Raw genomic sequence first — 25,773 nt, 5'->3', positions numbered from 1 at the left:
GGCTCACTTCACTCGCATCGGCAATCCGGCGACCATGAAGACCACGCGGCCGGCGCGTGCCGCAAGCGCCTGATGCAGCCGCCCGGCCTCGTCGCGGAAGCGCCGGGCGAGCGCGTTCTCGGGCACGATGCCGAGGCCGACTTCGTTGGAGACCAGCACGATGGGGCCGGAAGCCTGCTCGCATGCACTGATAAGCGCGGCCCCGGCAACAGCGGTATCGCGTTCGGCGAGGATCAGGTTGGTCAGCCAAAGCGTCAGGCAATCCACGAGGATCGGCTGCCCGGCCGGCTGTTCGGCGATCGCTTCCGCCAGATCGAGCGGCGCATCGACCGTCAGCCAGCCCGGGGGCCGGCGCATCCGATGCTCGGCGATGCGCTCGCGCATCTCGTCGTCATAGGCCTGGGCGGTCGCGATGTAGGTCCAGGGCGCCGGCAAAGCCTCGATCAGCGACTCGGCATGGCGGCTCTTGCCGGAGCGGGCGCCACCGAGGATGAGGGCGAGATGGGGCAAGTCCATGGGCAGGTCCTTCGGCGCCGCCCCCTGTCGTCATGCCCGGGCTTGACCCGGGCATCCCACCCCGAAGGAGGCGCGCGAGCCTCTTCCTGCATGAGATTCTCGGGTCAAGGCCGAGAATGACGCGCTTGCGGCGCACCCTGCATTGCACAGCAGCATCCCTAAGGCTAATGATCGTCGCTGACGGTGCCTCCGCGAGGAGGTGAAAAGGGAACGCGGTGCGGGCTTGCTCTGCCCAATGCCGCGGCTGCCCCCGCAACTGTAAGCGGGTGTCCTTCGCCATCGGCCACTGGAGCCAACGCTCCGGGAAGGCGGCGCAGGACGTCTAACCCGCGAGCCAGGAGACCTGCCGTCGACCCGCAAAGATCCAACCAGCTGCCGGCGGGGCGGCTACGGAGAGCATGATGAACACGGTTTCGGTTTCCACTCCCACACTCAGCGTTTCCGAACGCGTCAAGGCGGTTGCCGCCGCGCTCGCGATCGGCGTCGCGCTGATCTATACGACCGGCTTCGCGGCCTCGACCAATGTCCATAACGCCGCGCACGATACCCGTCACGGCCTCGCCTTTCCCTGCCACTGAGGGAAAGCCATCATGGTCACGCGTGTTCTCACGGTCAGCATCCTGGCCGGGCTTCTGGCTGGCTTGATCGTCGCCGCCCTGCAGCATGTCACCACCACCCCGCTTATCCTCAAGGCCGAGACCTATGAGGCGGCGCTCGCGCTGAAAGCGCCGACGCTCGCCGCTTTCGACGGCGAGGCGAAAATCATCCTCGCGCATGGCCCGGCGGGCGATGCGCCCGGCCATGAGCATGCCGAATGGAAGCCGGCGGACGGCCTCCAGCGCACGCTCTTCACCAGCTCGGTCACGATCGCGACCGCGATCGGCTTCGCCGCGCTGCTGCTCGCCGGCATGATCGCGGCCGGGGACACGATCGATCAGCGCCGCGCCCTGATCTGGGGCGCCTGCGGCTTCCTCGCCTTCGGCCTCGTGCCGGCGATGGGGCTGGCGCCGGAGCTGCCGGGCGCGGCATCCGCCGCGCTGGAACAGCGCCAGCTCTGGTGGCTCGCCACCGCGATCGCCACGGCCATCGGGTTGTTCGTGTTCCTGCGCTTCGACGCGCCCTGGCTCAAGCTGCTCGCCGTCGTCGTGATCCTGCTGCCGCACGTCGTCGGTGCGCCGCATCCGGCCGCGCCGGAGAGCAAGGTCCCGGCCGAGGTCGCGGCGCATTTCGCGGCGCTCTCGCTCGGCATCCAGGCCGCGCTCTGGCTCGCGACCGGCTTCATGGTCGGCGTGCTCTGGCCCTGGGTGAGCCGCCGCGCCGCCGCGGCCTGAGGATAGCGGCGCCTTCGGGCTCCGCGCGAAAGGCAAGCCACATGTCCGAGGGCGACCTCACCATCCATGTCTGCACGGTTTGCAGACGGGCGCGCGCCGACCTCCCGGAGGGTTACGACCAGCCGGGGCTGGCGCTCGCCGAAGCGCTGGCCGCGCAGCTCGCAGCCAAGGGCAGTGCCATTCCGGTGGTGCCCGTCGAATGCCTCGCCGTCTGCAAGCGGCCCTGCACCGTCGCCTTCGCGGCCGACGGCAAATGGACCTATCTGATCGGCGACCTGGATACAGAAACCCATCTCGACGAGATCGTCGGCGCGGCGGAGGCCTATGCCGCCAGCGCCAACGGCATCGTTCCCTGGAAAGAGCGGCCCCAGTCCTTCCGCAAGGGCGTGGTCGCACGCGTGCCGCCGATGCCGGCGCGCCAGCAAGGATAAACCTATGAACGCTCCGCAGACCGCCAACCTCGGCAAGACGCCCTGCACGATCATCACCGGCTTCCTCGGCGCCGGAAAGACCACGCTGGTGCGCCATCTCCTCGAGAACGCGCAGGGCAAGAAGCTCGCCGTGCTCGTCAACGAATTCGGCGATCTCGGCTTCGACGGCGAGTTCCTGAAAGGCTGCGGTATCGCCGGCTGCAGCGACGAGGACGTGGTCGAGCTGCCCAACGGCTGCATCTGCTGCACTGTCGCCGATGATTTCGTGCCGGCGCTGGAAAAGCTGCTGAACCGGCCGAACCCGCCCGAGCACATCCTGATCGAGACCTCCGGCCTCGCCTTGCCGAAGCCGCTGGTGCAGGCCTTCAACTGGCCGGCGATCCGCGCCCGCGTCACGGTCGACGGCGTCATCGCCGTGGTCGACGGCCCGGCGGTGGCCGAGGGCCAGTTCGCTGATGATCCGGAGGCGCTGGCGGCGCAGAAGGCGGCCGATGCGTCCGTCGAGCACGACAACCCGCTGGAAGAGGTGTTCGAGGACCAGATCCTCTGTGCCGACCTGATCCTGCTCAACAAGAGCGACCTCGTCGACGAAGCCGGCCGCGCCCGCGTCAAGGCCGAAATCGCCGAGCATCTGCCGAAGGCGATCAAAATCGTCGAGACCATCAATGGCAAGGTCGAGCCGGCGCTGATCGTGGGCTTGAGCGCCGCCGCCGAGAGCGATCTCGCCGCCCGCCCCTCGCATCACGGCGAGGGCGAGCACGATCACGACCATGACGATTTCGACTCGGTCGCCGTGCCGCTGCCGGCGGGGCTCACGCCGGAAGAGCTGACGGCGCGCGTCGCGAGGGCGGCAGAGGCCGAGGGCGTGCTGCGCCTCAAGGGCTTCACCGCCGTGCCGGGCAAGCCCATGCGCCTCGTCGTGCAGGGCGTCGGCCGGCGCGTCGGCCATCATTTCGACCGGCCCTGGGGCGCTGGCGAGGCCCGCGACGGGCGGCTGACCGTGATCGGGCTCAAGGGCTTCGATCTCAAGGCCGTGGAAGCGGCCCTCGCGGGGGCGTAACATCGGGCGATGCACCTCCTCCCGACCAGCGAGATCAGGCTCGACGACGGCGGGGACGCCGTCGATCTCGCCCTGCCGCCGGGAGATTTGCTCGTGCTCTCCTTCACCGACAGCGACCTTTCGGCGCTGGCGGTGGCGGCAGGTGACAGCAACCTGTCGCTGCGGCTCGCGCCGCTGCGGCGGCTGAAGCACCCGCTCTCCGTCGATTTCCTGATCGAGAAGACCGCGGCGCAGTGCCGCTTCGTGCTGGTGCGCTGCCTCGGCGGGCTCGATTACTGGCGTTACGGTATCGAGCGGCTGGGCGCGGCCTGCCGCGAGCAAGACATTCCGCTCGCGATCCTGCCGGGCGACGAGCGTGCCGATCCGCGGCTGACCGAGTATGCGACGGTGCCGGCGGAGCTTGCGGCAGGGCTTCTGGCCTATTTCCAGGCCGGCGGCGGCGCCGAGAACATGCGCCGGCTGCTGAGGCGGATCGAAGGATATCTGACGGCGCTTCGACCCTCATCCGACCCGGCTTCGCCGGGCCACCTTCTCCCCCGGGGGGAGAAGGATGAAGCGGCGGCAATCGCGCCCTTCTCCCCTCGGGGGAGAAGGTGCCGGCAGGCGGATGAGGGCCGGCGGGACGCCGCCGACCTTGCACCCATCGCCCTGCCATCCTTCTTCGCATTGAGCGAAGGCGGTGCGCCCCTGCCTTGGCGGGACGCGCTCGCCGCAATCCCGGCCGACCGGCCGCTGGTCCCGATCCTGCTCTACCGCTCCGGCGTCGCGGCGGGCGACACCGCCATGGGCGAGGCCATCGCCGCTGAACTGGCCGGCCGCGGCCTGGCGGCACTGCCGCTCGCGCTGACGAGCCTGAAGGACCCGGCCGTTACAGCCGAGCTCGCGACACTGATCGCACTGCGCAAGCCGGCGCTGATCGTCACCACCACAGCCTTCTCGGCGCGCGAGGGCGACGACTTCGTGCTCGATGCCGCCGCCTGTCCGATCCTGCAGGCCGTGCCGGTCGGCAGCCCACGCGAGGCCTGGGACGCATCGCCGCGTGGCCTCTCGGCTGCCGATCTCGCCATGCAGGTGGCGCTAACGGAATTCGACGGCCGCATCGGCGCTATCCCCGTCGCCTTTAAGGCGGAGGCGACCGATCCGGCGACCGGCCTCGCCACGCGCCGGCTCGAGCCCCACGCGGAGGGCATCGCCGCGCTCGCCGATCTCGCTGCCGGCTGGGTTGCGCTGGCACGGAAGCCACCGGCAGAGCGCAGGCTGGCGTTGGTGATGTCCGATTATCCTGCTCGCGGCGGGCGGGCCGGCTTCGCCGTCGGCCTGGACACGCCCGCCAGCGTGACGGCGATCCGGAAGCTGCTGGCCGGAGCGGGGTATTCCGTCGATATCCCCTCCTCGGTCATCCCGGGCGACCAGAGGGAGACCCGGAATCCCGGATCGGCGCCGCTATCGCGGCTTGTCCGGGATGACAGCGCAGATTTGGATGAGGGGGCCAGCTTGATGGCAGCCCTTACCGCAGGCCCGGCCGAGCTGAGCCTCTCGCTTGCCGGCTATCGCGACTGCCTCGCCACCATCCCCGCCACAGCGCGCGAGGCTCTTCTGGCGAGCCATGGCGCGCCCGAGGCCGATCCGACCTGCCGCGACGGCGCTTTCCGCTTCCGCGCCGTGCGCTACGGCAAGCTCACTGTCGCATTGCAGCCGCCGCGCGACGCCACGCCAGACCGCAAGGCGCGCTATCACGACCCCGACGCACCGCCCGGCCATGGCTATCTCGCCTTCTACCTCGCACTCCGCCAAGCCGAGGCCGTCGACGCGCTGATCCATCTCGGCACCCACGGCACCACGGAATGGCTGCCGGGCAAGGCGGTCGCGCTCTCCGCCGGCTGCTGGCCGCGCCTTGCCGTCGGCGGGCTGCCGGTGATCTACCCCTATGTCGTCGACGATCCCGGCGAAGCCGCGCCGGCCAAGCGGCGGCTCTCGGCCATCACCCTCGGCCATCTGCCACCACCGCTGGCGGATTCCAAGCCCGAAGGGGAAGTCGCCCTGCTGCGCGATCTCGTCGAGGAATTCTCGCAGGCGCAGGTGCTCGACCCGCGTCGCGCCGACATCGTCGCTGCCGAGATTCGCGCCCGTGCCGAGGCGAGCGGACTGGCAGCCTCCTGCGGCGTCATGCCCGACATGGAGATGAACGAGGCGCTGACGCGGCTCGACGCGCATCTCTGCGACATCGCCGAATTGCCCTTCCGCGACGGCTTGCATGTCTTCGGGCAATCCGAGATCGACCCAGCTTCGGCCCGCAACGAGCGCGAGAACCTGCTCGCCGCCCTCGACGGCCGCTTCGTGCCGCCCGGCCCGGCCGGCGCGCCGCATCGCGGCCGGCCCGACGTGCTGCCGACCGGGCGCAATCTCTCGACGCTCGATCCGCGCGCCATTCCGACGCGCGCCGCAGCAAGGCTCGGCAAGGTGGCCGCGCAGGCGGTGGTGTCGCGCCACCTGCAGGATCACGGCGACTATCCGCGCCGGATCGTGATGGATCTCTGGGCCTCGCCGACATTGCGCTCGGGCGGAGAGGATATCGCCCATGCGCTGGCGCTGATGGGCGTGGAGCCGCTCTGGGACAATGCCTCCACCCGCGTCACCGGCTTCAGCATCGTGCCGCAGCCGAAGCTCGCATTCCCGCGTCTGGATGTGACCGTGCGGATATCCGGCACCTTCCGCGACACCTTTCCAGGCCAGATCGCCTTGATCGATCAGGCGACGCGAGCGGTGGCCGCGCTGGACGAGCCCGACGACTGGAACGCGCCCGCCGCCGCCCGCCGGCGCGGTGAGCACGGCGCGCGCATCTACGGCGCCGCGCCCAGCCGCTACGGCGCGGCGATGGCCGACCGCGCGTTGGATGGCGACTGGACGCATCGCGAAGAGCTGGGCGCCGCCTATCTCGCGGCTTCCGACCATGCCTATGGCGGGCCTGAGGGCCTCGCGACGGCCGATTCCGGCTTTGCCAACCGCATCCGCAGCTCCGATGCCTTCATCCATGTCAGCGACACCGCGGGGCGCGATATCCTGGAAGCGAGCAGCGCGGCCGATGTCATCGGCGGTCTCGCAGCCGCAGCCAAGGCGCTCGGCGCCGACCCGGTGCTCTACAGCCTCGACAGCGCGAACCCAAAAGCACCGAAGGTGCGCACGCTGGCCGAGGATATCGCCCGCATCGTCCATGGCCGGCTGACGCATCCGCGCTGGATCGCTTCGCAGCTCGCCCATGGCTGGCGCGGCGCGGCCGAGCTGGCCGAGGCGGTCGATACGCTCTTCGTCTTCGCGGCGAGTACGGATGCGGTCGCGGACGGGCTGTTCGATGCGGTGTTCCAGGCCTATTGCGCCGATCCGCAAATCTGGACGGCGCTGGAAGCCGCCAATGCCCCGGCGGCCGCCTCGATCCGCGCGCGCCTCGCCGAGGCGGCGCGGCGCGGCCTGTGGACCAGCCGGCGCAATTCGGTCGGGGCCTTCCTGGCGCGGGAGGCGGCGGAATGACCGCGCTCCCGAAAGAGGCGCTGCGGCGCGGCTGGTGCCCGAGCACGCTGAGGCCGATGGAGACCGGCGATGGCTGGCTGGTGCGCCTGCATCCGCCCGGCGCGCAACTGACGCCCCCGCAATTGCGGCGGATCGCGGCGCTGGCGGCGGAGCACGGCAACGGGCTCGTCGAAATCTCGGCTCGGGCCAATCTGCAGATCAGGGGCGTGACGCCGGCAAGCCATCCGATGCTGGTCGAGCGGCTGCTGGCGGAACGCCTCGTCGACGAGCATGAGGGCGACGGCCCGCAGCGGCTGACGCTGGTTTCGCCGCTGGCAGGCGCCTGCCGTCATTCCGGGGCTTCGCGCAGCGAAGAGCCCGGAATCCATGAACACAGCCGGGATCGACGAAGCGCGGGCGATTCCAGCGCCCCGACGATTGGCGACGAAGTTCAAGGTTTGCAGGCTCTCGGCGTTGCCGCGCCCCGGAATGACGGACAGGGCTTGATCGACGCCGCGGCTTTATCGGCGGCGATCGAGGAACGGGTGCGAAGCATTGCCGGCCTGCCAGCAAAGCACTGCGTCATCGTCGATGATGGCGGTCGACAGGCGCTGGACGGCTTTGCCTGCGACATACGGCTCGTCGCCGTCGAATCCGGCCGGGTGGTCGTCGGGCTCGCCGACACGATCTGGCGCGGCCCGGTTTCGGAGCTCGATGCGCCCGCCATCGTGGAAACCGTCCTGCGCGGGTTCGCACGGGCACGCAGCGCCGCTCCGGAGCGCATCCGCCGCCTGCGCGACCTCTCCGCCGCGGCATTGTCCGGCCTCGGCGGACTGGCTGAAACGGCTGCCCCAGCGCCCCGCCCGGCCCCTCGACGCGCCGGGCTTTTCGCCTTGGCGGGTGATCGCTTCGCGGCGCTCGTCAACCTGCCATTTGGCCGCTGCGATGCGGCGACGCTCGATAGGCTCGGTGCCGGCGTTGGAACGCAGCAGGCCGACATCCGGTTCTCGCCCTGGCGGGGTTTGGCCTTCCGCAATCTCAGCCATGTCGATGCCGAGGCCATGCTTGCCCTCGCAAACAACCTCGGATTGATCACGCGCGACGACGATCCGCGCCTGTCGGTGCAGGCCTGTGCCGGGAGCCCGGCCTGCTCGCGGGCGGAAGCTCCGGCCATGGCGGACGCCGCGAAACTGGCCGAAGCCGCCAGCGACTTGCTCGCTCAGGGTGCCACATTGCATGTCTCGGGCTGCATAAAATCCTGCGCGCATCCGGCCGCGGCCGACCTCACCCTGGTCGGTCGAGACGGACGTTACGACGTCGTGCTCGGCGGCACGGCGCGGGACAAGCCGCTCGCGACGCTTGACCTTTCGACGCTCATGGCGCGATTGCAGCCCGGAGAAGAGATTCACGCGCGGCTCACCAATGCGGCGCGTATAACGGGACCGCGCGGTTGAGCAGGGCTTACGATTACATCCAGGACGGCGCGGCGATCTACGAGCGCTCCTTCGCGATCATCCGTGCGGAAGCTGATCTTGCCCGCTTCAGCGGCGCGGCCGAGCGCGTCGTCGTGCGCATGATCCATGCCTGCGGCATGACCGACCTGCCCGGTGACGTCGAGATGTCCGTCGACTTCGCCGAAGCCGCCCGCACCGCGCTCAAGAGCGGCGCGCCGATCCTGTGCGACGCCAAGATGGTCGCCAACGGCGTGACGCGCGCCCGGCTGCCAGCCGGCAACGAGGTGATCTGCACGCTGGACGACGCGCAGGTCCCGGCGCTCGCGGCCAGTATGGGCACGACCCGCTCCGCCGCCGCGATGGAATTGTTGAAGCCACGGCTCGCTGGCTCCATCGTCGTGATCGGCAATGCGCCGACCTCGCTGTTCCGGCTGCTGGAAATGCTCGATGCCGGGGCGCCGAAGCCCGCTGCGGTGCTCGGCATCCCCGTCGGCTTCGTCGGCGCGGCGGAATCGAAAGCGGCTCTGGCGAAGGACGGACGCGTGCCCTTCCTCGTCGTCCATGGCCGGCGCGGCGGCTCGGCCATGGCGGCTGCCGCCGTCAATGCGCTGGCGCAGGACAAGGAATAGCGGCGTGAGCGGGACAGAAAAGACCCTGCTCTACGGCGTCGGCCTCGGACCGGGCGCGCCGGATTTGATGACCGTGCGTGCGCGGGACATCATCCTCTCGGCCGACCGTCTCGTGCATTTCTGCAAGCGTGGCCGGCGCGGCAACGCCCGCTCCACGGCCGACGCCATCATCGCGCCCGACTCGGCCCGCGAGATCGAACTCGCCTTCCCCGTCACGACCGAGGCCAGCGTCGGCGAACCCGATTATGACGGGCCGATCGCGGCCTTCTACGAGGAAGCCGCCGAGCGCCTCGCAGCGGAGATGCAGGCCGGGCGCAGCCTCGCCGTACTCTGCGACGGAGATCCATTCTTCTATGGCTCCTTCATGCATCTGTGGCGGCGCCTGAGCCAGCGCTTCCCGACCGAAATCGTGCCCGGCGTCACCGGCATGACCGGCGCCTGGGCCGAGGCCGGCGCGCCGATCACCTGGGGCGACGACGTGATGACCGTTCTGCCCGGCACGCTGCCGGAGGCGGAGCTGGCGCGGCGTTTGGCCGACACGGATGCCGCCGTCATCATGAAGCTCGGCCGGAACCTGCCGAAGGTGCGCCGCGCGCTCGTGGCGGCCGGGCTGGAAGGGCGCGCGATCTATGTCGAGCGCGCGACCATGGAGCGGCAGGTGGTGGCCCGCCTCGTCGACAAGGCCGATGACGAGGCGCCCTATTTCGCCATGGTGCTGGTGCCCGGCGAGGGGCGCCGGCTGTGAGCGACGGTCCTTCGCATTCTGTTTCACCGCCGCCGTCATCCCGGACAAGCGGCGCAGCCGCGCCGATCCGGGATGACGGCGCGGAGCGGGACAAGGCAGAGAAAAAGGCCACGACCGCGACAGGCTCGCTCACCATCGTCGGCCTCGGCCCCGGCACGCCCGAATGGATCACTCCGGCCGCGCAGGCGGCGCTCGATGCCGCCAGCGATCTCATCGGCTACGGCCCCTATCTCGACCGCGTGCCGGAACGGAGCGGCCGGACCAAGCATGCCTCCGATAATCGCGTCGAAGTCGAGCGCGCCGCCCACGCGCTGAAGCTGGCTGCTGAGGGCCGCAAGGTCGTGGTCGTCTCCGGTGGCGATCCCGGCGTCTTCGCCATGGCGGCGGCGGTGTTCGAGGCGTTGGAAGCCGGGCCGGCGGAGTGGCTGGTCATCCCGATCACGGTGGAGCCCGGCATCACCGCGATGCTGGCGGCGGCGGCGCGGGCTGGAGCACCGCTCGGCGGCGACTTCTGCGCGCTCTCGCTCTCGGACAACCTGAAGCCTTGGGAAGTTGTGACGGCGCGCCTGACGGCGGCCCTCGCCGCCGATTTCGTGATCTGCCTGTACAACCCGATCTCGAAGGCGCGGCCCTGGCAGCTCGGCGCGGCGCTGGACCTGGCGGCGGAGCATCGCGCGGCTGAAACGCCGGTGCTCTTCGCCCGTGCCGTCGGGCGGCCGGACGAGATCCTGCGCGTTCTCACGCTCGCTGAGGCGATCGCGACAGCCGGCACGGCCGACATGGCGACGCTGGTGATGATCGGGGCATCGAGCACGCGGCTGATCGCCCGCGAGGGCGCCGCGCCTTACGTCTACACGCCGCGCTCGGTGACGAAGAGCCCCTGCGCCACCAGCCAGGGCAGGACCTGATCGATATGATCGACGGTCTCGACATCGGGCTTGGGCGGCCGCTCCACCATCACCACCGGCAGGGAGAGCCGGCGCGCCGCCGCGAGCTTGCCGACCGTCGCAGGGCCACCGGAATTCTTGCTGACCAGGATCTCCACACCCTCGCGGCGCATCAGATCCTCCTCGTCGTCAGTGTCGAACGGCCCGCGCTGCTGGATGACATCGACATGCGGCACCGGCAGCCGGTCGCCGATCGGCTCGATGACGCGCACGAGGTAGCGATGCTGGGGAGCATCGGCGAAAGCTGGCAGTTCGAGGCGGCCCACGGTGAGGAAGACCCGGCGCGACGCCTCGCCGAGGGCCTGCACGGCGGCATCGATATCCGGCACCGATTTCCAGCGGTCGCCGGCGCGCGGCGCCCAGGATTCGCGCCGGATCGCCAACAGCGGCACGCCTTCCGCCTTGCAGGCATGCTCGGCGTTGAAGGGCATGATCGCGGCGAAGGGATGGGTCGCATCGACGACGGCGACGATGCCCTGCTCGACGAGATATTGTCTCAAGCCGTCGATGCCGCCGAAGCCGCCGACGCGCACCGGCAGATTCGTCGGCCGGGGATCGACGGTGTGCCCCGCCAGCGAGATAATGGCACGGATTTCCGGAGCTTGATCAGCCAGAAGCTGATCAAGCGCAGCAGCTTCGCTCGTTCCGCCAAGGATGAGGACGGTCATGTCGGCAGTCTTACGTGAATCGGATGCCCTGTCGAGCCGCGAGGCGCCAACGCCCTGGCTCTCGCTGGTCGGGCTAGGGGAAGACGGCCCCGCAGGCCTCAGCCGCGAGGCACTCGCCGCGCTGAACGAGGCCGAGATCGTCTTTGGTGGCGAGCGGCACATCGCGCTCGTCGGCTCCGTGCCGGGCGAGCTCAGGCCCTGGCCGCAGCCCTTCCGCAATGCGCTGCCGCAGATCCTGGCTGAACGCGGCCGCAAGGTCTGCGTGCTCGCGACCAGCGACCCCTTCCATTACGGCATCGGCAACAGCCTGAGCCGCGCCATCCCGGCTGCGGAAATGCGGATCATTCCGCAGCTCTCCTCCTTTTCGATGGCCTGCACGCGGATGCGCTGGCCGCAGGAGGAATGCGCGCTGGTCTCGCTGCATGGGCGCACGCTCTATCGGATCGTGCCGCATCTGCAGCCCGGCGCGCGCATCCTCGCCCTCTCCTGGGACGAGACGACGCCGCGCGCCGTCGCCGAGCTGATGCGCGCGCGCGGCCTCGGCGCCAGCCGTCTCGTCGTGATGGAGCAGCTTGGCGGCCCGCAGGAGCGCGTGCGCGAGACGCGGGCCGATGCCTTCGCCTTCGACGACATCGTGCCGCTGAACATGATCGCGGTCGATGTCGTGGCCGGGCGCGATGCCCATATTCTGCCGCTCACGCCCGGTCTCGACGAGGATTGGTTCGCCCATGACGGGCAGATCACCAAATCGGAAATCCGCGCCATCACCCTCTCTGCCCTGGCGCCGCGCGCCGGGGAACTGCTCTGGGATGTCGGAGCGGGCTCCGGTTCCATCGCCGTCGAATGGTGCCAGCGCCATGTCCGCAACCGGGCGGTCGCCTTCGAGGCGAAGCCGGAACGCGCCGAGCGTATCGCGCGCAACAGGCTCGAGCTCGGCGGGCTCTCCGTCGATGTCTTCGGCGAAGCGCCCGCAGGCTTCGTCGGGCGCGAGGCGCCGGATGCGATCTTCATCGGTGGCGGGCTGACGGAGGACGGGCTGTTCGACGCCGCCTGGGCGGCGCTGAAGCCCGGCGGCCGGCTCGTCGCCAATGTCGTGACGATCGAGGGCGAGGCGAAGCTCGCGGCGCTGCATGCCGAGCATGGCGGCTCGCTCAGGCGCATTTCGATCGACCGGCTGGCACCCGTCGGCGGCAAGCATGGCTGGCGGCCGGCGATGCCGGTGACGCAGTGGCGGGTCGAGAAGCCTTGAAGCATTTGACACCATCCGCGCCGTCATCCCGGACAAGCCGCGTGAGCGGCGCCACTCCGGGATCCATGCCTGAAGCGTTCTGGCGTGGATCCCGGGTCTCCCTGCGGTCGCCCGGGATGACGACGAATATCATCGCGAGGGTTCCCAGATGACCGGCCGCCTCGTCGCCGGCATCGGCATCCGGCCCGGAACTGAGGCTGCCGACATCCTCGCCTGCCTCGACGAGGCGCTGGCGATCGCCGGCCTTGCGGGCAGCGAGACCGCGCGTTTCGCCACGCTGGCGAGTCGCGTCGCGGAGGTCGGCATGATCGCCGCCGCCGCCGACCGGTCTGCCGAGCTCGTCGCCATTCCCGACGAGGCGCTGAAGGGCTTCGAGGCCGCCTGCGCGACGCGTTCGACCCGGATCGCCTCGCTCTATGGCGTCGGCTCGGTGGCCGAGGCTGCGGCGCTCGCAGGCGCAGGTCCCGGCGGAACGCTGGTGCAGCCGCGCATCGCGACCGCCCGCGTCACCTGCGCGCTGGCACGGAGCGCGTCGTGATAGCCCGGAACCTCTGCGTCTTTCCGGGACATGCCGTAGGCATGAGCCCGGAATCCAGAACCGCAGGTCCGACAGAGGGAAGCGCGCGACGCATGGCGTCACGAGAAGCGGCATCGGTTCTGGGTTCCGGGCCCGCAGCTTCGCTGCGTCCCGGAATGACGGGGCAGAACCGCAAGGCATCGTCCTTATGACCATCCATTTCATCGGCGCCGGACCGGGCGCGCCGGACCTCATCACCCTGCGCGGCCGCGATCTCATCGCCGCCTGCCCAATCTGCCTCTATGCCGGCTCGCTGATCCCGAAGGCGATGCTCGACTGGTGCCCGCCGGGCGCGCGTATCGTCGATACAGCCCCGCTCGACCTCGACGCGATCATCGCCGAGATGGAGGAAGCACATCGCGCCGGGCAGGATGTGGCGCGGCTGCATTCCGGCGATCTCTCGATCTGGAGCGCCTGTGGCGAACAGATGCGCCGGCTCGACCGGCTTGGCATTCCCTACAGCGTGACGCCGGGCGTGCCGGCCTTCGCCGCCGCCGCCGCCGCGCTGAAGCGCGAGCTCACCCTGCCCGGCGTCGCACAATCGCTGGTGCTGACGCGCACCTCGGGCCGCGCCTCGGCCATGCCACCGAAGGAGACGCTCTCGACTTTCGCTGCCTCCGGCGCGACGCTCGCCATCCATCTCTCGATCCATGTGATCGGGCAGGTCGTGGCGGAGCTGACCCCATTCTATGGCGCGGAATGCCCGGTCGCGGTGGTGTTCCGCGCGACATGGCCCGACGAGACCGTGCTGCGCGGTACGCTCGCCGACATCGCCGGACAGGTTCGCGAGAGTGCCCTCGAACGCACGGCGCTTATCCTTGTCGGCCCGGCGCTGGCGGCAGATGATTTCCGCGAGAGCGCGCTCTATTCGGTCGATTACGACCGCCGCTTCCGGCCTCGGGGCGGCGCATGAGCGCGCGCGGCCTGCTCATCGCCGCGCCGCGCTCCGGCTCCGGCAAGACGACGATCACCCTGGGATTGCAGCGTGCGCTCGTCCAGCGCGGCCTCACCGTGCGCGGCCTGAAATGCGGGCCTGATTACATCGACCCGGCCTTCCACGCCGCAGCGACCGGCGCACCCAGCGCCAATCTCGATTCCTATGCCATGCCGGACGGCCTGCTCGGGCGCATCACTCAAGATGCGATCGAAGCGGCCGATCTCGTCATCGCCGAAGGCTCCATGGGACTGTTCGATGCCGTGCCGGGACCGGAGGGGCATACCGGCGCCAGCGCCGACATCGCCGCCCTGACCGGCTGGCCGGTCCTGCTCGTCATCGACGTCTCCGGCCAGGCGCAATCGGCAGCGGCGGTCGCGCTCGGCTGCCGGGTTTACGATCCGCGCATTCGCGTGGCCGGCGTGATCCTCAACAAGGTCGCCAGCGCGCGCCATGAGCGCCTCGCCCGGCAGGGCATGGAGCGCATCGGGATGCCCGTCCTCGGCGCCCTGCCGCGCGAAGCGAGCCTGATCCTGCCCGAGCGGCATCTCGGGCTGGTGCAGGCGGGCGAGACGGCCGATCTGCATGCGCGACTCGATGCGCTGGCGGAGGCCGTGGCCGCCGCGGTCGACCTCGATGCGGTGATCGCAGCCGCCGGCGAGACGAGGTTGCCACCCGCCCACGACACCCCGCCCCTGCCGGCTCCGGGCCGGCGGATCGCCATCGCGCGCGATGCGGCCTTCTCCTTCGTCTATCCGCATGTCGAGGCAGGATGGCGGGCGGCAGGCGCCGAACTCGTGCCGTTCTCGCCGCTGCAGGACGAGGCGCCGCCGGAGCACTGCGACGCCTGCTGGCTGCCGGGCGGTTATCCCGAGCTCCATGCCGCGACGATCGCGGCGGCAGCACGTTTCCTCGGCGGCCTGCGCAGCTTCGCCGAGACCCGGCCAGTGCATGGCGAGTGCGGCGGCTACATGGTGCTCGGCCGCAGCCTGACGGATGCGGACGGCGTTTCGCATGGCATGGCCGGGCTGCTCTCGGTCGAGACCTCCTTCGCCAAACGCAAAATGAATCTCGGCTATCGCCGCGCCGTGCTGCAGGCGGATGGCCCGCTCGGGTTGGCCGGCGCGACCCTGACGGGCCATGAGTTCCACTATGCCAGCATCGTCGCGCAAGGCGAAGATCCGCCCTTCGCCATGGTCGGCGACCCGCATGGCTCCGCTCCGGCCCCGGCCGGCAGCCGACGCGGGCTGGTGACGGGGTCGTTCTTCCATGCCATCGCGACGGCGCCGTCCGCGTGACCGGCGCCCCGGTCTTCGACGCGGCGTTCGCCCGGCAATTCGGAGAACTGCTGCGCTGGCGTCGCGATGTCCGGCGCTTCAGGCGCGAAGCGGTGCCGGCCACGCTGATCGAAGAGCTGCTCGCCCAGACTCAGCTCTCGCCCTCGGTCGGGCATTCGCAACCCTGGCGCTGGCTCACGGTCGATGAGCCGCGGCAGCGCGAGGCCGTGCGGGCCAGCTTCAGCCGCTGCAACGGGGATGCGCTGGCGTCCTACGAGGGCGAACAGGCCGCGCTCTATGCCCGCCTCAAGCTTGAGGGCCTGCATGAAGCGCCGGTGCAGCTCGCCGTCTTCTGCGATCACGCAACGGGGCGCGGCCATGGCCTCGGCCGGCGGACCATGCCGGAGATGCTGGACTATTCGGTCGTCGCGGCGATCACGCAGTTCTGGCTGGCGGCACGCGTGCATGGGCTCGGCGTCGGGTGGGTCTCGATCCTCGAACCGGATGTGATCGCGGCGGCAGTGGATGCGCAGCCCGGCTGGAAGCTGATCGCCTATCTCTGCGTCGGCTGGCCGGAGGACGAATCCGACCTACCCGAACTCGTCAGGGCAGGCTGGGAACAGGGCTGACGGTCAGCCCCCCGCCCGCGTGAGGCGCGCGACATCACGGCGCAAGGCCAGCGACGTCGCCATCGCCAGAAGGGCGAGGATTGCCACGAGCCCCGCCGCACCCGACCAGCCAATCCCGGAAATCACCAGGCCCACCACGGCAGGCCCCAACACCTGGCCGAGATTGCTGCCCTGCATCAGCAGGCCGATCGCGGTGGGGACCAGTTTGGGACGCGGCGCGATCGCGGCGGCCGTCGAGAGCAGGGTCGCGGGGATGAAGCCACCCGCCATCGCGAACAGGACACCGCAGAGGAAGGCGCCTGCCGCCGGCAGCAGCGGCAGGAAGACGAAGAGCGCGGCGAGGCCCATGGCGCCGCTGGCTGCGGCGAGGAGCAACGCGCGGTTCACCCGGCGCCGCAGCAGGACGCCGGCCAGAAGGTTGCCGAGGATGTTGCTGGCCGTGGCCAGGCCGCTGAGCAGGCCTGCCAGCGCAAGCGAGCTGCCCATGCGCTCGATCAGCAGGACAGGGAGGAAGCTGAGCACCGCGAAGAACATCATCGCGTAGAGGGCAAAGCAGAGCGCCAGCAGGACCGGCCCGCGAGCGAGAAACATGCTGCCGGCATCCGCTGCGAGGCCGCGCCACGATATCTTTGCGCCGCCGACGCCAGCCGGCACCCGCAGCAGCACCGCCATGGCGGCAAGGAGCGCGAAGGCGGCGCCCGCCAGCCAGATCGCACGCCAATTGCCGAAGAGCGGACCCAGCAACATTGCCAGCGCCATTCCCGCCGGCATGAAGCAGCTCCACAGGGCCATCGCGATCTCCCGATCGCGCTCCGCCACGCAGCGGCGCAGCAGCGCCGGACCGGAGACGCTGACCATCAGGAAGCCGGTGCCCTCGATGAGCCGGCAAGCCAGAAGCGGCGCGAAGCCGGACGTGCCGGCGCCGAGCGCGCTGCCGAAGGCGAGCAGCGCCAGACCGAGCAGCAGGATGCGCCGGTCGCCGAAGCGTGTGGCGAGCGCGCCAACCGGAACGCCGCCGAACAGGCCGAGGACTGCGAAGATCGAGCTGACCCAGCCGAGCACGGCCAGATCGTAGCCCGTCTCCGCCTGCAGCAGCGGGATCGCGATAGCCGCCTTGCCGATCTGGAGCGAGGCGGCGATGCCGGCGGTAACGACGAAGGCGACGAGCCACCAATCGGTCGTGGGCGACGCACCGATACGGTTCGTGCCCGCCGCGCCGCCCGCTGTTTCCTCAATTCCGCGCAAGACGGCACGCCTCGTTGAAAACCCTGTGCTGTGATGGACCTTCTGCTTCATCGACGGAAGTGAGATAATCCGCATCAACTTGATCTATGGAATCGATCATGCTCGACAGCCTGTCGCTCGACCGGATGCGGATGTTCCTGACTGTGGCGGAAGCCGGCAGCTTTCGCGCCGCGGCCGCCCGGCTCGGCCGGGTGCAGTCTGCCGTCAGCCACGCCATCGCAAAGCTCGAGGACGAACTCGGCATCGCCCTGTTCGATCGTTCGGGACACAAGCCCGCCCTGACATCGGAAGGGCAGGCGCTGCTCAGCAATGTCCGCGACGTGCTGCTGCGGGTCGACGCGATGCGTGCCCGGGCACGAGGATTGCGCGACGGGGTAGAGCTGGAATTGTCGCTGACCGTCGACGTGCTGTTCCCGCCCCTGCTTGTCGGCGCCGCCCTGGCCGAGATGAGCCAGACCTATCCGTCGGTCGCGATACGGCTCTCGGCCGAGGCGCTCGGCGGGCCGATCACCGCGCTGCTGGAAAAGCGCAGCCAGCTCTCGATCATCGTCGGCGAGAGCTTTCGCGACCCCCGCATTGCGGTAGACGCACTGACCGCGATCGACATGATCGCCGTGGTCGCGGCTGCGCATCCACTCGCGCAACAGGCGGGGCCGCTCGATGCCGCCGCGCTCGCCGATCATCTCCAGATCGTGCAGTTCGACCGGTCGTCGTTGACGGATCAGCGCGATATCGGCGTGATCTCGCCGCGAACCTGCCGCGTCGGCGGGCAGGACATCAAGCACGCCATGATCCTGGCCGGTCTGGGCTGGGGCCGATTGCCGGGCTGGCTTGCGGCCGAGGACCTTGCGAATGGCCGCCTCGCGCGCGTCGAGACCGGCGTTCTCGGCCGCCGCGCGCAACTCCCGGCGGAGGCCTATGTCGGCCATCGCCTCGATGCGCCGCTCGGGCCCGCGGCCCGCAGCTTCGCCGCCGCGCTCGCGCGTCTTTGCGCCGAGCCGTAGGCAAGGCGCTAGTGGATCGCAGCCCCTGCAAAAACAAAGAGCCGGCCCATGCGGCCGGCTCTTCTGTTTCGTCTTCCGCTTCGGCTCAGCGTCCGCGCAGGATGCCGCCCATGATGGCACCGCCGAGGATCGAGCCGATTGCTGCGGCACCGCCGGTATCCGGGGCGGGCTCGCGCGTCCGCACCTGTCCGCGATAGGCACCGGCCGTTCCGCGCTGCGAGGTCGTGCCCGAGCCTTCCTGAGCGACGCCGCGCTCGCGGGCCATGTCGCGTCGGTACATCTCGCCGCCCTCATAGGTGACGTTGCGGGTGGCGCGGCCGCCCTGCGGACGCTCCGCAACAGCCTTCCTGGTCTTCTTCTCGGCCGCGATCTTCTCTTCCTGGGCTAGCATCTGCTGGTAGGCCGGCTCGCTCTGGGCTCGCAATGCCGTCGCCTGCATCGCGGTCAAGAAGCCGGTCTCGGGGATGCCGCGGCTCTTCTGCCATTCCTGGATCGCCTTGCGCTGGCTCGGGCCGAAATTGGCGGCGATCTTGCCAGGCTGGAGGCCGCTGAGACGCAACCGGTTCTGCAATTCGCGCCGCTCCGGAGCCGAGAGCTTCATGGCCGTTTCGCTCTGCGCGGTGCCGATCTCCTTCTTCAGCGCCTCGTCGGTGACGCCGGGCGGTGTCGCCAGGAAGCCGGCGGCGGGCTTGGCCGCCTCGAGACTGGCGAGACGGTTGCGGGCGAAGGTTGCGAACTGGCCGGACGGGAACGCGTCGAGATAGGCGCGGTAGTCCGGCGCGGAATTGCCGCGCTCGGCCACTTCCCAGGTCTTCACATCGAGCTGGGCGCGATCGAGCGAGGAGGCGACCGGCATGGCCGGAACCGGCACCGCGGCGTCGATGGCCTTGGTCGCTGCCGCGCTCGGATCGACCGAGGCGAGCTTCAGCGTCGGGTTGAGCCTGAACTCGCCGATGATCGAGGAATTCGTCCAGGGCTTCTGCTTCTTGCCGGTGGTTTCCCAGACATCGGCCCGCACGCGGTCCATCACGGTGGTGATCGAGACCTCGGGCGTCTCGATGTGCTTGAGCAGCGCAGAGGTGAACGGGCTGTTGCCGTCACGCTCGCCATCCAGCGCGGTGGCGCGCGGATCGGTCGCGAAAGCGATCAGGATGCCGGAGGCCGACTGGGTCTCGATCGCCGTCAGGCCGCGCGTGACGGCACGCGATTTCGCCGCGAGCTGCGTGGCGAAGGGATTGTCGCGGCAGGCGTCGAGGATGACGATGTTGACGCGCTCGTCGCGCTGCATCTGGCGCAGCACCAGCTGGACGTTGACCGCGCGGAAATCGAGGTCCGCCTCGGAACGGAGCGAGGCGTCGACCGGGATCAGGTAGTTCTCGTCGCCGACCGCGATGCCGTGGCCGGCATAGTAGACGAGGCCGGCCTTGGCGCCGTCGAGCTTCTGCGCGAACTCGCGCACGACGCCCGTCATCTCGTCCATCTTGAGGTCATAGCCTTCGACGACGTCGAAGCCGAGGCGCTTGAGCGCAGCCGCCATACCCCTGGCGTCGCGCTGCGGGTTGGCGAGCGGCGGCACCGCCGTATAGGCGCTGTTGCCGATCACCAGCGCGACGCGCCGCTCCGGCACGGCCGCGGAGCCGGGCGAGGCGAACGCCACGGCCCAGAGCACCAGCGCAAAGGCCGCAGCCATCCGGGCTTGGAACACCGAAACCAGAGACGTCAAGCTCACGACAACCTCCCCTGCTGCTGCGGCACATATCTTCTGGCCGCGAAAGGCCCGACAAAGGGCACTGCACGATGATAAACGGACGACGATAGACGAAGGCCAACAGACATTTTTACCGCAACACTTCCCGACGGTAAACCAGAATACCCGTTGGTCGCGCCTCCCTCGTTCCAGGTTCAAACGGAATTTCGGAGCCTTGCTCCGAACGCGCACCATCGCGCGACGCGGCCGATCGCGACATCCTCCATTTGCAGGAGAGAGGCGGTATAAGACCAAGGGATGAGAAGCCCGTTCCGCGAGCCGCTTCCAGCCCTGGGATCGTTGACTTATGTTCCCGGCGCGGTGCAGCATGACATGCAAGGGGAACCGCTCAAACAAGAAAGACAAAGCTGATGAGGGCTGGCAATCGGCATGCCTGAGGACAATATTCTTTCGACGTCAGGTCTAACCAAAGAATTTGCCGGCTTTACAGCTGTGAACGGCGTCGACCTCAATGTCCGGCGCGGTTCGATTCATGCCTTGATCGGACCGAATGGCGCGGGCAAGACGACCTGCTTCAACCTGCTGACGAAATTCTTGCCGCCGACGCGCGGGACCATTCTCTATAATGGCCGTGACATCACGCGGGAGAAGCCGGCCGAGATCGCGCGGCTCGGGCTCGTCCGCTCTTTCCAGATCTCGGCAGTGTTTCCGCAGCTCTCCGTGCTGACCAACGTCCGGATCGCGCTGCAGCGCAAGCGCGGCGATTCGTTCGACTTCTGGCGCCCGGAGCGCACGCTGAAGAGTCTGGACGACGAGGCGAGGAACCTCGTCGACGCTGTCGGCCTCACGCCCTTCCTGTCGCTCGCGGCGGGCGAGCTCAGCTACGGCCGCAAGCGGGCGCTGGAGATCGCGACGACGCTGGCGCTCGATCCCGAGATGCTGCTGCTCGACGAGCCGATGGCCGGCATGGGCCGCGAGGATGTCGAGCGCATCGAGGCGCTGATCCGCAAGGTCTCGAAGAACCGCACGATCCTGATGGTCGAGCACAACCTCTCGGTCGTCGCCTCGCTGTCGGACCGTATCACCGTGCTGGCGCGCGGTCAGGTCTTGGCCGAGGGCGACTATGCCACGGTCTCGAAGGACCCGCGCGTGATCGAGGCCTATATCGGTTCGGGAGGCGGCCATGGCCACCACTGACGCCCTGAAGGCGCCGTCGGCCGCCGCCGGCACCGCGCCTTTGCTGAAGGTGCGCGGGCTCGAGGCCTGGTACGGGGAATCCCATGTGCTGCACGGCGTCGACCTCGATGTCGCGCCGGGCGAGGTGGTGACGCTGCTCGGCCGCAACGGCGCCGGCAAGACCACGACTCTGAAGTCCATCATGGGCGTGATCGGTAAGCGCAAGGGCTCGGTGGTGCTGGAAGGCACCGAGACGATCGGGCTGCCCTCGCGGGCGATCGCCCGGCTCGGCATCGGCTTCGTGCCAGAGGAGCGCGGCATCTATTCCTCGCTCTCGGTCGAAGAGAACCTGATGCTGCCGCCGCAGGTGCGCCCCGGCGGGCTCTCGCTCGAAGCGATCTTCACACTCTTCCCCAACATCAAGGAGCGGCTGAAGAGCCAGGGCACCAAGCTCTCCGGCGGCGAGCAGCAGATGCTGGCCATCGGGCGCATCCTGCGCACCGGCGCGCATCTGCTCCTGCTCGACGAGCCGACCGAGGGGCTGGCGCCGGTCATCATCGAGCAGATCGGCCGCACCATCGCCAGGCTCAAGCAGGACGGCTTCACCATCATCCTGGTCGAGCAGAACTTCCGCTTCGCCCAGACGGTTGCCGACCGGCACTATGTCGTCGAGCAGGGCAAGGTCATCGATATGATCCCGAACGCCGAACTCGACGCCAATATCGACAAGCTGCACAGATATCTCGGAGTCTGACGGGCCTTTTGCCCTGACGCCGGCATCGCGCGGCCAAGAACACGGCGAAACGCCGACAACCACAGCAGGGAGAAATACGATGAAGCTCAAGACCATTCTCGCAACGACCGCGCTTGCCGCCCTGATGGCGAGCCCGGCACTGGCCCAGCAGATCTCGGTCAAGGCCGGCGTGCTCAACGACCGCTCGGGCCTCTATGCCGACCTTTCGGGCGAGGGCTCGGTGATCGCCGCGCGCATGGCGGTCGAGGACTTCAAGGCCGCCGACAAGGGCATCAAGGTCGAGATCGTCTCGGCCGACCACCAGAACAAGCCGGATGTCGGCTCGACCATCGCCCGGCAATGGTACGATCAGGACGGCGTCGACCTGATCCTCGACGTACCGACCTCCTCGGTCGCGCTGGCGGTGAGCCAGATCACCAAGGAGAAGAACAAGATCCACATCAACTCCGGCGCCGGCAGCTCGGACCTGACCGGCAAGGCCTGCAGCCCCAACACCGTACACTGGACCTACGACACCTATGCGCTGGCCCAGGGCACGGGCGGCGCCATGGTGAAGGCCGGCGGCGACAGCTGGTTCTTCCTGACCGCCGACTACGCCTTCGGCCATGCACTGGAGCGTGACGCCGGCGCCACCGTCACCAAGAACGGCGGCAAGGTCGTCGGCGCGGTTCGCACCCCATTCCCCGGAACCGACTTCTCCTCCTTCCTGCTGCAAGCGCAGGCTTCCAAGGCGAAGGTCATCGGCCTCGCCAATGCCGGCAGCGACACCACCAACGCGATCAAGCAGGCGGGCGAGTTCGGCATCGTCGCCGGCGGGCAGAAGCTCGCAGGGCTCCTCGTCTTCATCAGTGACGTCCATGCGCTCGGCCTGCAGGCGGCGCAGGGGCTGGTCCTGACGGAGTCGTTCTACTGGGACAAGGACGACCAGACCCGCGCCTGGTCGGAGCGCTTCGCCAAGCTCAACGGCGGCAAGAAGCCGACCATGGTCCATGCCGGCGTCTATTCCGGGCTGCTGCACTATCTCAAGGCGGTCGAGGCCGCGAAGAGCAAGGACAGCGCCGCCGTCATGGCCAAGATGAAAGAGACGCCAACCGACGACCCGCTCTTCGGCAAGGGCACGATCCGCGTCAACGGCCGCAAGGTGCATGACATGTATCTCTACGAGGTCAAGAAGCCGTCCGAGTCGAAGGCCCCGTGGGACTACTACAAGCAGATCGCCGTGCTGCCGGGCGAGCAGGCCTTCCAGCCGCTCGCCGAGAGCGAGTGCCCGCTCGTCAAGAAGTGACGGTCGCGGTTTAGCGCTCGTCATCCCGGACAAGCGGCCGCAAGGCCGCGCCGATCCGGGATCCATCCAAGGGCTCGGCGCTCTGTGATGGATCCCGGATCTTCGCTTCGCTCCGTCCGGCATGACGCGAGCGACGTCACTCAGAAGACAAAAGCGAAGAGCCCATCATGTTCGAGCTTCTCGGAATTCCACCCCAGGCGTTGTTCGGCCAGGTCCTTCTCGGCCTGATCAACGGCTCGTTCTATGCGATCCTCAGCCTTGGGCTGGCGGTGATCTTCGGGCTCCTGAACATCATCAACTTCAGCCATGGCGCGCAGTACATGATGGGCGCCTTCGTCGCCTGGATGTGCCTGAACTATCTCGGCCTCAATTACTGGGTGGCGCTGCTGCTGGCGCCGATCATCGTCGGTGCGACCGGCATCGCGATCGAGCGGCTGCTGCTCAAGCGCATCGCCCATCTCGACCATCTCTACGGGCTGCTGCTGACCTTCGGCCTGGCGCTGATCATCCAGGGCCTGTTCCGCAACCAGTACGGTTCGTCCGGCCTGCCTTACGCCATCCCGCCGCAGCTCTCGGGCGGCCAGAATCTCGGCTTCATGTTCCTGCCGAACTATCGCGCCTGGGTGATCTTCGCCTCGCTCGTCGTCTGCCTCGGCACCTGGTTCCTGATCGAGAAGACCAAGCTCGGCTCCTATCTGCGCGCCGCGACCGAGAACCCGACCCTGACCCAGGCCTTCGGCATCAACGTGCCGCTGCTGGTGACGCTGACCTACGGCTTCGGCGTCGCGCTCGCGGCCTTCGCCGGCGTGCTCGCCGCGCCGATCTACTCGGTCAATCCGAACATGGGCGGCGACCTGATCATCGTCGTCTTCGCCGTCGTCGTCATCGGCGGCATGGGCTCGATCATGGGCGCCATCGTCACCGGCTTCTCGCTCGGCCTGATCGAGGGGTTGACCAAGGTGTTCTACCCGGAAGCGGCGGCGACCGTGATCTTCATCATCATGGTGCTGGTGCTGCTGGTGAAGCCCGCCGGCCTGTTCGGCCGCCAGGCCTGACGCAAGCAAGGATCCGACGACATGACCGACCTTGCCTCGACCGACACCCCGGCCGCCGCCGTCCTCACCGAGACCGACGACAGCACGGCCCGCCTGCATCGCAACCTGTTCATCGCCATAGCGGCGCTGCTGGTGATCGCGCCCTTCGTCGCCTATCCGGTCTTCGTGATGAAGGTGCTGTGCTTCGCGCTGTTCGCGCTCGCCTTCAACCTCCTGCTTGGCTATGGCGGGCTCCTCTCCTTCGGCCATGCCGCCTATTTCGGGATGGCAAGCTATGTCAGCGCCTACACCGCCAAGAACTGGGGCCTGACGCCTGAATTGGCGATCCTGCTCGGAACGGCCGTGGCCGCCCTGCTCGGCACCGTCTTCGGCGCGCTCGCCATCCGGCGACAGGGTATCTACTTCGCCATGATCACGCTGGCGCTGGCCCAGATGGTGTTCTTCTTCTCGCTGCAGACGCCGCGCTTCACCGGCGGCGAGGACGGCATCCAGGCCGTGCCGCGCGGCAAGCTGTTCGGCCTGATCAGCCTCGCCGACGACCGCGCGCTCTACTGGCTGGTGGCCGCGATCTTCATGGCCGGCCTCCTGCTGATCTACCGCATCATCCACTCGCCCTTCGGCCAGGTCTGCAAGGCGATCCGCGACAACGAGCCCCGCGCCATCTCGCTCGGCTATCGCGCCAACCAGTACAAGCTGATGGTGTTCGTGCTCTCCGCCACGCTCGCCGGCCTCGCCGGCGCGACCAAGGCCATCGTCTTCCAGCTCGCTTCGCTCACCGACGTCTACTGGTCGATGTCGGGCGAGGTCGTGCTGATGACGCTGGTCGGCGGGCTCGGCACCGTCTTCGGCCCGATCGTCGGCGCGCTCGTCATCGTCTCCATGCAGAACTACCTGGCGACGCTGGGCGCCTGGGTCACCGTCGTCCAGGGCGTGATCTTTGTGCTCTGCGTCCTGCTCTTCCGCGAAGGCATCGTCGGCGTCATCGCCAAGGCCATCAAGAAGCCGCTCTAGCGGCGGCCGGGGCTCTAGCGGATCAGCTTCGAGACCGGCCTGAACTGCGGGTGCTCGGCCGTCCGCAGCCATTCGAACAGCACCATCTCGGTGGTGACGATCTCGGCGCCGTGCCCCGCCATGCGGCGCAGCGCGATCTCGCGTGATTCCGGGGCCCGCGAACCGATCGCGTCGGCGACCACGATCACCCGCCGGCGATGCTCGAGCAGGGTCAGCACCGTCTGGCCGACGCAGACATGCGCCTCGCAGCCGCAGACCACCAGCTCGCGATCGCCCGCGACGGCATCGAGGAAAGCGGATTCGGCGCAGGCGTCGAAGCTCATCTTGGTGACGACCGGCCCGGCCCCGGCCAATTCCGGCACGGTCGAACCGAGGCCACGCGGATTCTGCTCGGTCAGGATCGTGGGTATGTCGAGCAGGCGCGCCGCCTCGACGAGACGCCCGGCATTGAGCAGCGCCTTGTCGCCGGCATGAATCGCGGGCATCAAACGCGCCTGGAAATCGATGATGACCAGCATCGCGTTCCCAGCGGACAGCAGCGGCATACCAGCTCCTTTCTCGCTTTCCTGCCAGCCTAGCATGAC

The 25,773-nt window shown here is 68.9% G+C and carries 25 protein-coding genes and 1 riboswitch; of the genes, 20 read left to right on the top strand and 5 right to left on the bottom strand.

Features of this window, described 5'->3' with window-relative positions:
* Positions 1 to 3: 3 nt before the first annotated feature.
* A complete protein-coding gene (gene cobU / locus NWE53_RS22635) occupies positions 4 to 516 on the bottom strand; it encodes a bifunctional adenosylcobinamide kinase/adenosylcobinamide-phosphate guanylyltransferase (RefSeq protein WP_265051592.1) in 513 nt (170 codons plus the stop codon).
* A gap of 165 nt (positions 517 to 681) precedes the next feature.
* Positions 682 to 881: riboswitch (cobalamin riboswitch) on the top strand.
* 36 nt (positions 882 to 917) lie between these two features.
* On the opposite strand from cobU, the gene NWE53_RS22630 reads away from it, so the two are divergent.
* The 9 genes from NWE53_RS22630 (at position 918) to cobJ (ending at position 10,578) form a co-directional block, all read left to right on the top strand.
* Complete coding sequence (locus NWE53_RS22630) at positions 918 to 1,094, top strand: CbtB domain-containing protein (RefSeq protein WP_265051591.1); 177 nt, start codon at positions 918 to 920, stop codon at positions 1,092 to 1,094.
* A 12-nt stretch (positions 1,095 to 1,106) separates the two neighbouring features.
* Positions 1,107 to 1,847, top strand: a complete 741-nt coding sequence (locus tag NWE53_RS22625; protein WP_265051590.1) for a CbtA family protein — start codon at positions 1,107 to 1,109, stop codon at positions 1,845 to 1,847.
* Positions 1,848 to 1,888: 41 nt separating this feature from the next.
* A complete protein-coding gene (locus tag NWE53_RS22620; protein WP_265051589.1) occupies positions 1,889 to 2,278 on the top strand; it encodes a DUF1636 domain-containing protein in 390 nt (129 codons plus the stop codon).
* A gap of 4 nt (positions 2,279 to 2,282) precedes the next feature.
* Positions 2,283 to 3,338, top strand: coding sequence for a cobalamin biosynthesis protein CobW (gene cobW, locus NWE53_RS22615; protein WP_265051588.1), 1,056 nt, complete (start codon positions 2,283 to 2,285; stop codon positions 3,336 to 3,338).
* A 9-nt stretch (positions 3,339 to 3,347) separates the two neighbouring features.
* Positions 3,348 to 6,863, top strand: a complete 3,516-nt coding sequence (locus NWE53_RS22610) for a cobaltochelatase subunit CobN (protein ID WP_265051587.1) — start codon at positions 3,348 to 3,350, stop codon at positions 6,861 to 6,863.
* A complete protein-coding gene (locus NWE53_RS22605) occupies positions 6,860 to 8,296 on the top strand; it encodes a hypothetical protein (RefSeq protein WP_265051586.1) in 1,437 nt (478 codons plus the stop codon). The genes NWE53_RS22610 and NWE53_RS22605 overlap by 4 nt, the downstream gene beginning before the upstream one ends.
* The gene (locus NWE53_RS22600; RefSeq protein ID WP_265051585.1) at positions 8,293 to 8,925 is read left to right on the top strand and encodes a precorrin-8X methylmutase; all 633 of its coding nucleotides are present in this window, start codon (positions 8,293 to 8,295) and stop codon (positions 8,923 to 8,925) included. Before NWE53_RS22605 ends, NWE53_RS22600 begins: the two co-directional genes overlap by 4 nt.
* Entirely contained in the window at positions 8,900 to 9,670 is a 771-nt protein-coding gene (locus NWE53_RS22595) for a precorrin-2 C(20)-methyltransferase (RefSeq protein ID WP_265051584.1), read from the top strand. Before NWE53_RS22600 ends, NWE53_RS22595 begins: the two co-directional genes overlap by 26 nt.
* 134 nt (positions 9,671 to 9,804) lie before the next feature.
* The gene (cobJ, locus tag NWE53_RS22590) at positions 9,805 to 10,578 is read left to right on the top strand and encodes a precorrin-3B C(17)-methyltransferase (RefSeq protein ID WP_442865051.1); all 774 of its coding nucleotides are present in this window, start codon (positions 9,805 to 9,807) and stop codon (positions 10,576 to 10,578) included.
* Here cobJ and NWE53_RS22585 read toward each other — a convergent pair.
* Positions 10,521 to 11,285 carry a cobalt-precorrin-6A reductase gene (locus NWE53_RS22585; RefSeq protein ID WP_265051583.1) on the bottom strand — a complete coding sequence of 255 codons (765 nt, stop codon included), beginning with the start codon at positions 11,283 to 11,285 and terminating at the stop codon, positions 10,521 to 10,523. The two genes, cobJ and NWE53_RS22585, sit on opposite strands and share 58 nt — an antisense overlap.
* Between NWE53_RS22585 and cbiE the strand changes: the two genes are divergently transcribed.
* The 5 genes from cbiE to bluB all read left to right on the top strand — a co-directional run bounded on the left by cbiE (position 11,284) and on the right by bluB (position 15,951).
* Positions 11,284 to 12,534, top strand: a complete 1,251-nt coding sequence (cbiE, locus tag NWE53_RS22580; RefSeq protein WP_265051582.1) for a precorrin-6y C5,15-methyltransferase (decarboxylating) subunit CbiE — start codon at positions 11,284 to 11,286, stop codon at positions 12,532 to 12,534. The genes NWE53_RS22585 and cbiE overlap by 2 nt on opposite strands.
* A gap of 148 nt (positions 12,535 to 12,682) precedes the next feature.
* On the top strand, positions 12,683 to 13,072 hold the full coding sequence (locus NWE53_RS22575) for a cobalamin biosynthesis protein (RefSeq protein ID WP_265051581.1): 390 nt from the start codon (positions 12,683 to 12,685) through the stop codon (positions 13,070 to 13,072).
* A gap of 187 nt (positions 13,073 to 13,259) precedes the next feature.
* On the top strand, positions 13,260 to 14,024 hold the full coding sequence (gene cobM / locus NWE53_RS22570) for a precorrin-4 C(11)-methyltransferase (protein WP_265051580.1): 765 nt from the start codon (positions 13,260 to 13,262) through the stop codon (positions 14,022 to 14,024).
* Complete coding sequence (locus NWE53_RS22565) at positions 14,021 to 15,343, top strand: cobyrinate a,c-diamide synthase (protein WP_265051579.1); 1,323 nt, start codon at positions 14,021 to 14,023, stop codon at positions 15,341 to 15,343. The genes cobM and NWE53_RS22565 overlap by 4 nt, the downstream gene beginning before the upstream one ends.
* Positions 15,340 to 15,951: a 5,6-dimethylbenzimidazole synthase gene (gene bluB / locus NWE53_RS22560; RefSeq protein WP_265051578.1), complete on the top strand. Its 612-nt coding sequence runs from the start codon at positions 15,340 to 15,342 to the stop codon at positions 15,949 to 15,951. The genes NWE53_RS22565 and bluB overlap by 4 nt, the downstream gene beginning before the upstream one ends.
* Before the next feature lie 3 nt (positions 15,952 to 15,954).
* On the opposite strand, the gene NWE53_RS22555 is transcribed toward bluB, so the two are convergent.
* Positions 15,955 to 17,196 carry an MFS transporter gene (locus tag NWE53_RS22555; protein ID WP_265051577.1) on the bottom strand — a complete coding sequence of 414 codons (1,242 nt, stop codon included), beginning with the start codon at positions 17,194 to 17,196 and terminating at the stop codon, positions 15,955 to 15,957.
* A gap of 98 nt (positions 17,197 to 17,294) precedes the next feature.
* Between NWE53_RS22555 and NWE53_RS22550 the strand changes: the two genes are divergently transcribed.
* Positions 17,295 to 18,200 (top strand): LysR family transcriptional regulator, encoded by a 906-nt coding sequence (locus tag NWE53_RS22550; protein ID WP_265051576.1) that lies wholly within the window; start codon positions 17,295 to 17,297, stop codon positions 18,198 to 18,200.
* Between the two features lie 85 nt (positions 18,201 to 18,285).
* On the opposite strand, the gene NWE53_RS22545 is transcribed toward NWE53_RS22550, so the two are convergent.
* Positions 18,286 to 19,929, bottom strand: coding sequence for a caspase family protein (locus NWE53_RS22545; RefSeq protein ID WP_265051575.1), 1,644 nt, complete (start codon positions 19,927 to 19,929; stop codon positions 18,286 to 18,288).
* 408 nt (positions 19,930 to 20,337) lie between these two features.
* Here NWE53_RS22545 and NWE53_RS22540 point away from each other — a divergent pair, with 408 nt between their 5' ends.
* From NWE53_RS22540 to NWE53_RS22520, 5 genes are all read left to right on the top strand, one after another.
* Positions 20,338 to 21,105: an ABC transporter ATP-binding protein gene (locus tag NWE53_RS22540; RefSeq protein ID WP_265051574.1), complete on the top strand. Its 768-nt coding sequence runs from the start codon at positions 20,338 to 20,340 to the stop codon at positions 21,103 to 21,105.
* Positions 21,092 to 21,838 (top strand): ABC transporter ATP-binding protein, encoded by a 747-nt coding sequence (locus tag NWE53_RS22535; RefSeq protein ID WP_265051573.1) that lies wholly within the window; start codon positions 21,092 to 21,094, stop codon positions 21,836 to 21,838. Before NWE53_RS22540 ends, NWE53_RS22535 begins: the two co-directional genes overlap by 14 nt.
* A 79-nt stretch (positions 21,839 to 21,917) precedes the next feature.
* Positions 21,918 to 23,123: an ABC transporter substrate-binding protein gene (locus NWE53_RS22530; protein ID WP_265051572.1), complete on the top strand. Its 1,206-nt coding sequence runs from the start codon at positions 21,918 to 21,920 to the stop codon at positions 23,121 to 23,123.
* A 167-nt stretch (positions 23,124 to 23,290) separates the two neighbouring features.
* The gene (locus NWE53_RS22525; protein ID WP_265051571.1) at positions 23,291 to 24,178 is read left to right on the top strand and encodes a branched-chain amino acid ABC transporter permease; all 888 of its coding nucleotides are present in this window, start codon (positions 23,291 to 23,293) and stop codon (positions 24,176 to 24,178) included.
* Between the two features lie 21 nt (positions 24,179 to 24,199).
* A complete protein-coding gene (locus NWE53_RS22520) occupies positions 24,200 to 25,189 on the top strand; it encodes a branched-chain amino acid ABC transporter permease (RefSeq protein ID WP_265051570.1) in 990 nt (329 codons plus the stop codon).
* Between the two features lie 14 nt (positions 25,190 to 25,203).
* Here NWE53_RS22520 and NWE53_RS22515 read toward each other — a convergent pair whose 3' ends face one another.
* Positions 25,204 to 25,734 (bottom strand): hydrolase, encoded by a 531-nt coding sequence (locus NWE53_RS22515; protein ID WP_265051569.1) that lies wholly within the window; start codon positions 25,732 to 25,734, stop codon positions 25,204 to 25,206.
* Positions 25,735 to 25,773 lie beyond the last annotated feature (39 nt).

The sequence above is a fragment of the Bosea sp. NBC_00550 genome, assembly GCF_026020075.1.
In the GTDB taxonomy this organism is placed as follows: domain Bacteria; phylum Pseudomonadota; class Alphaproteobacteria; order Rhizobiales; family Beijerinckiaceae; genus Allobosea.
Note: the sequence above shows the minus strand (reverse complement) of the source record. Positions and strands in the feature narration are given on the sequence as shown.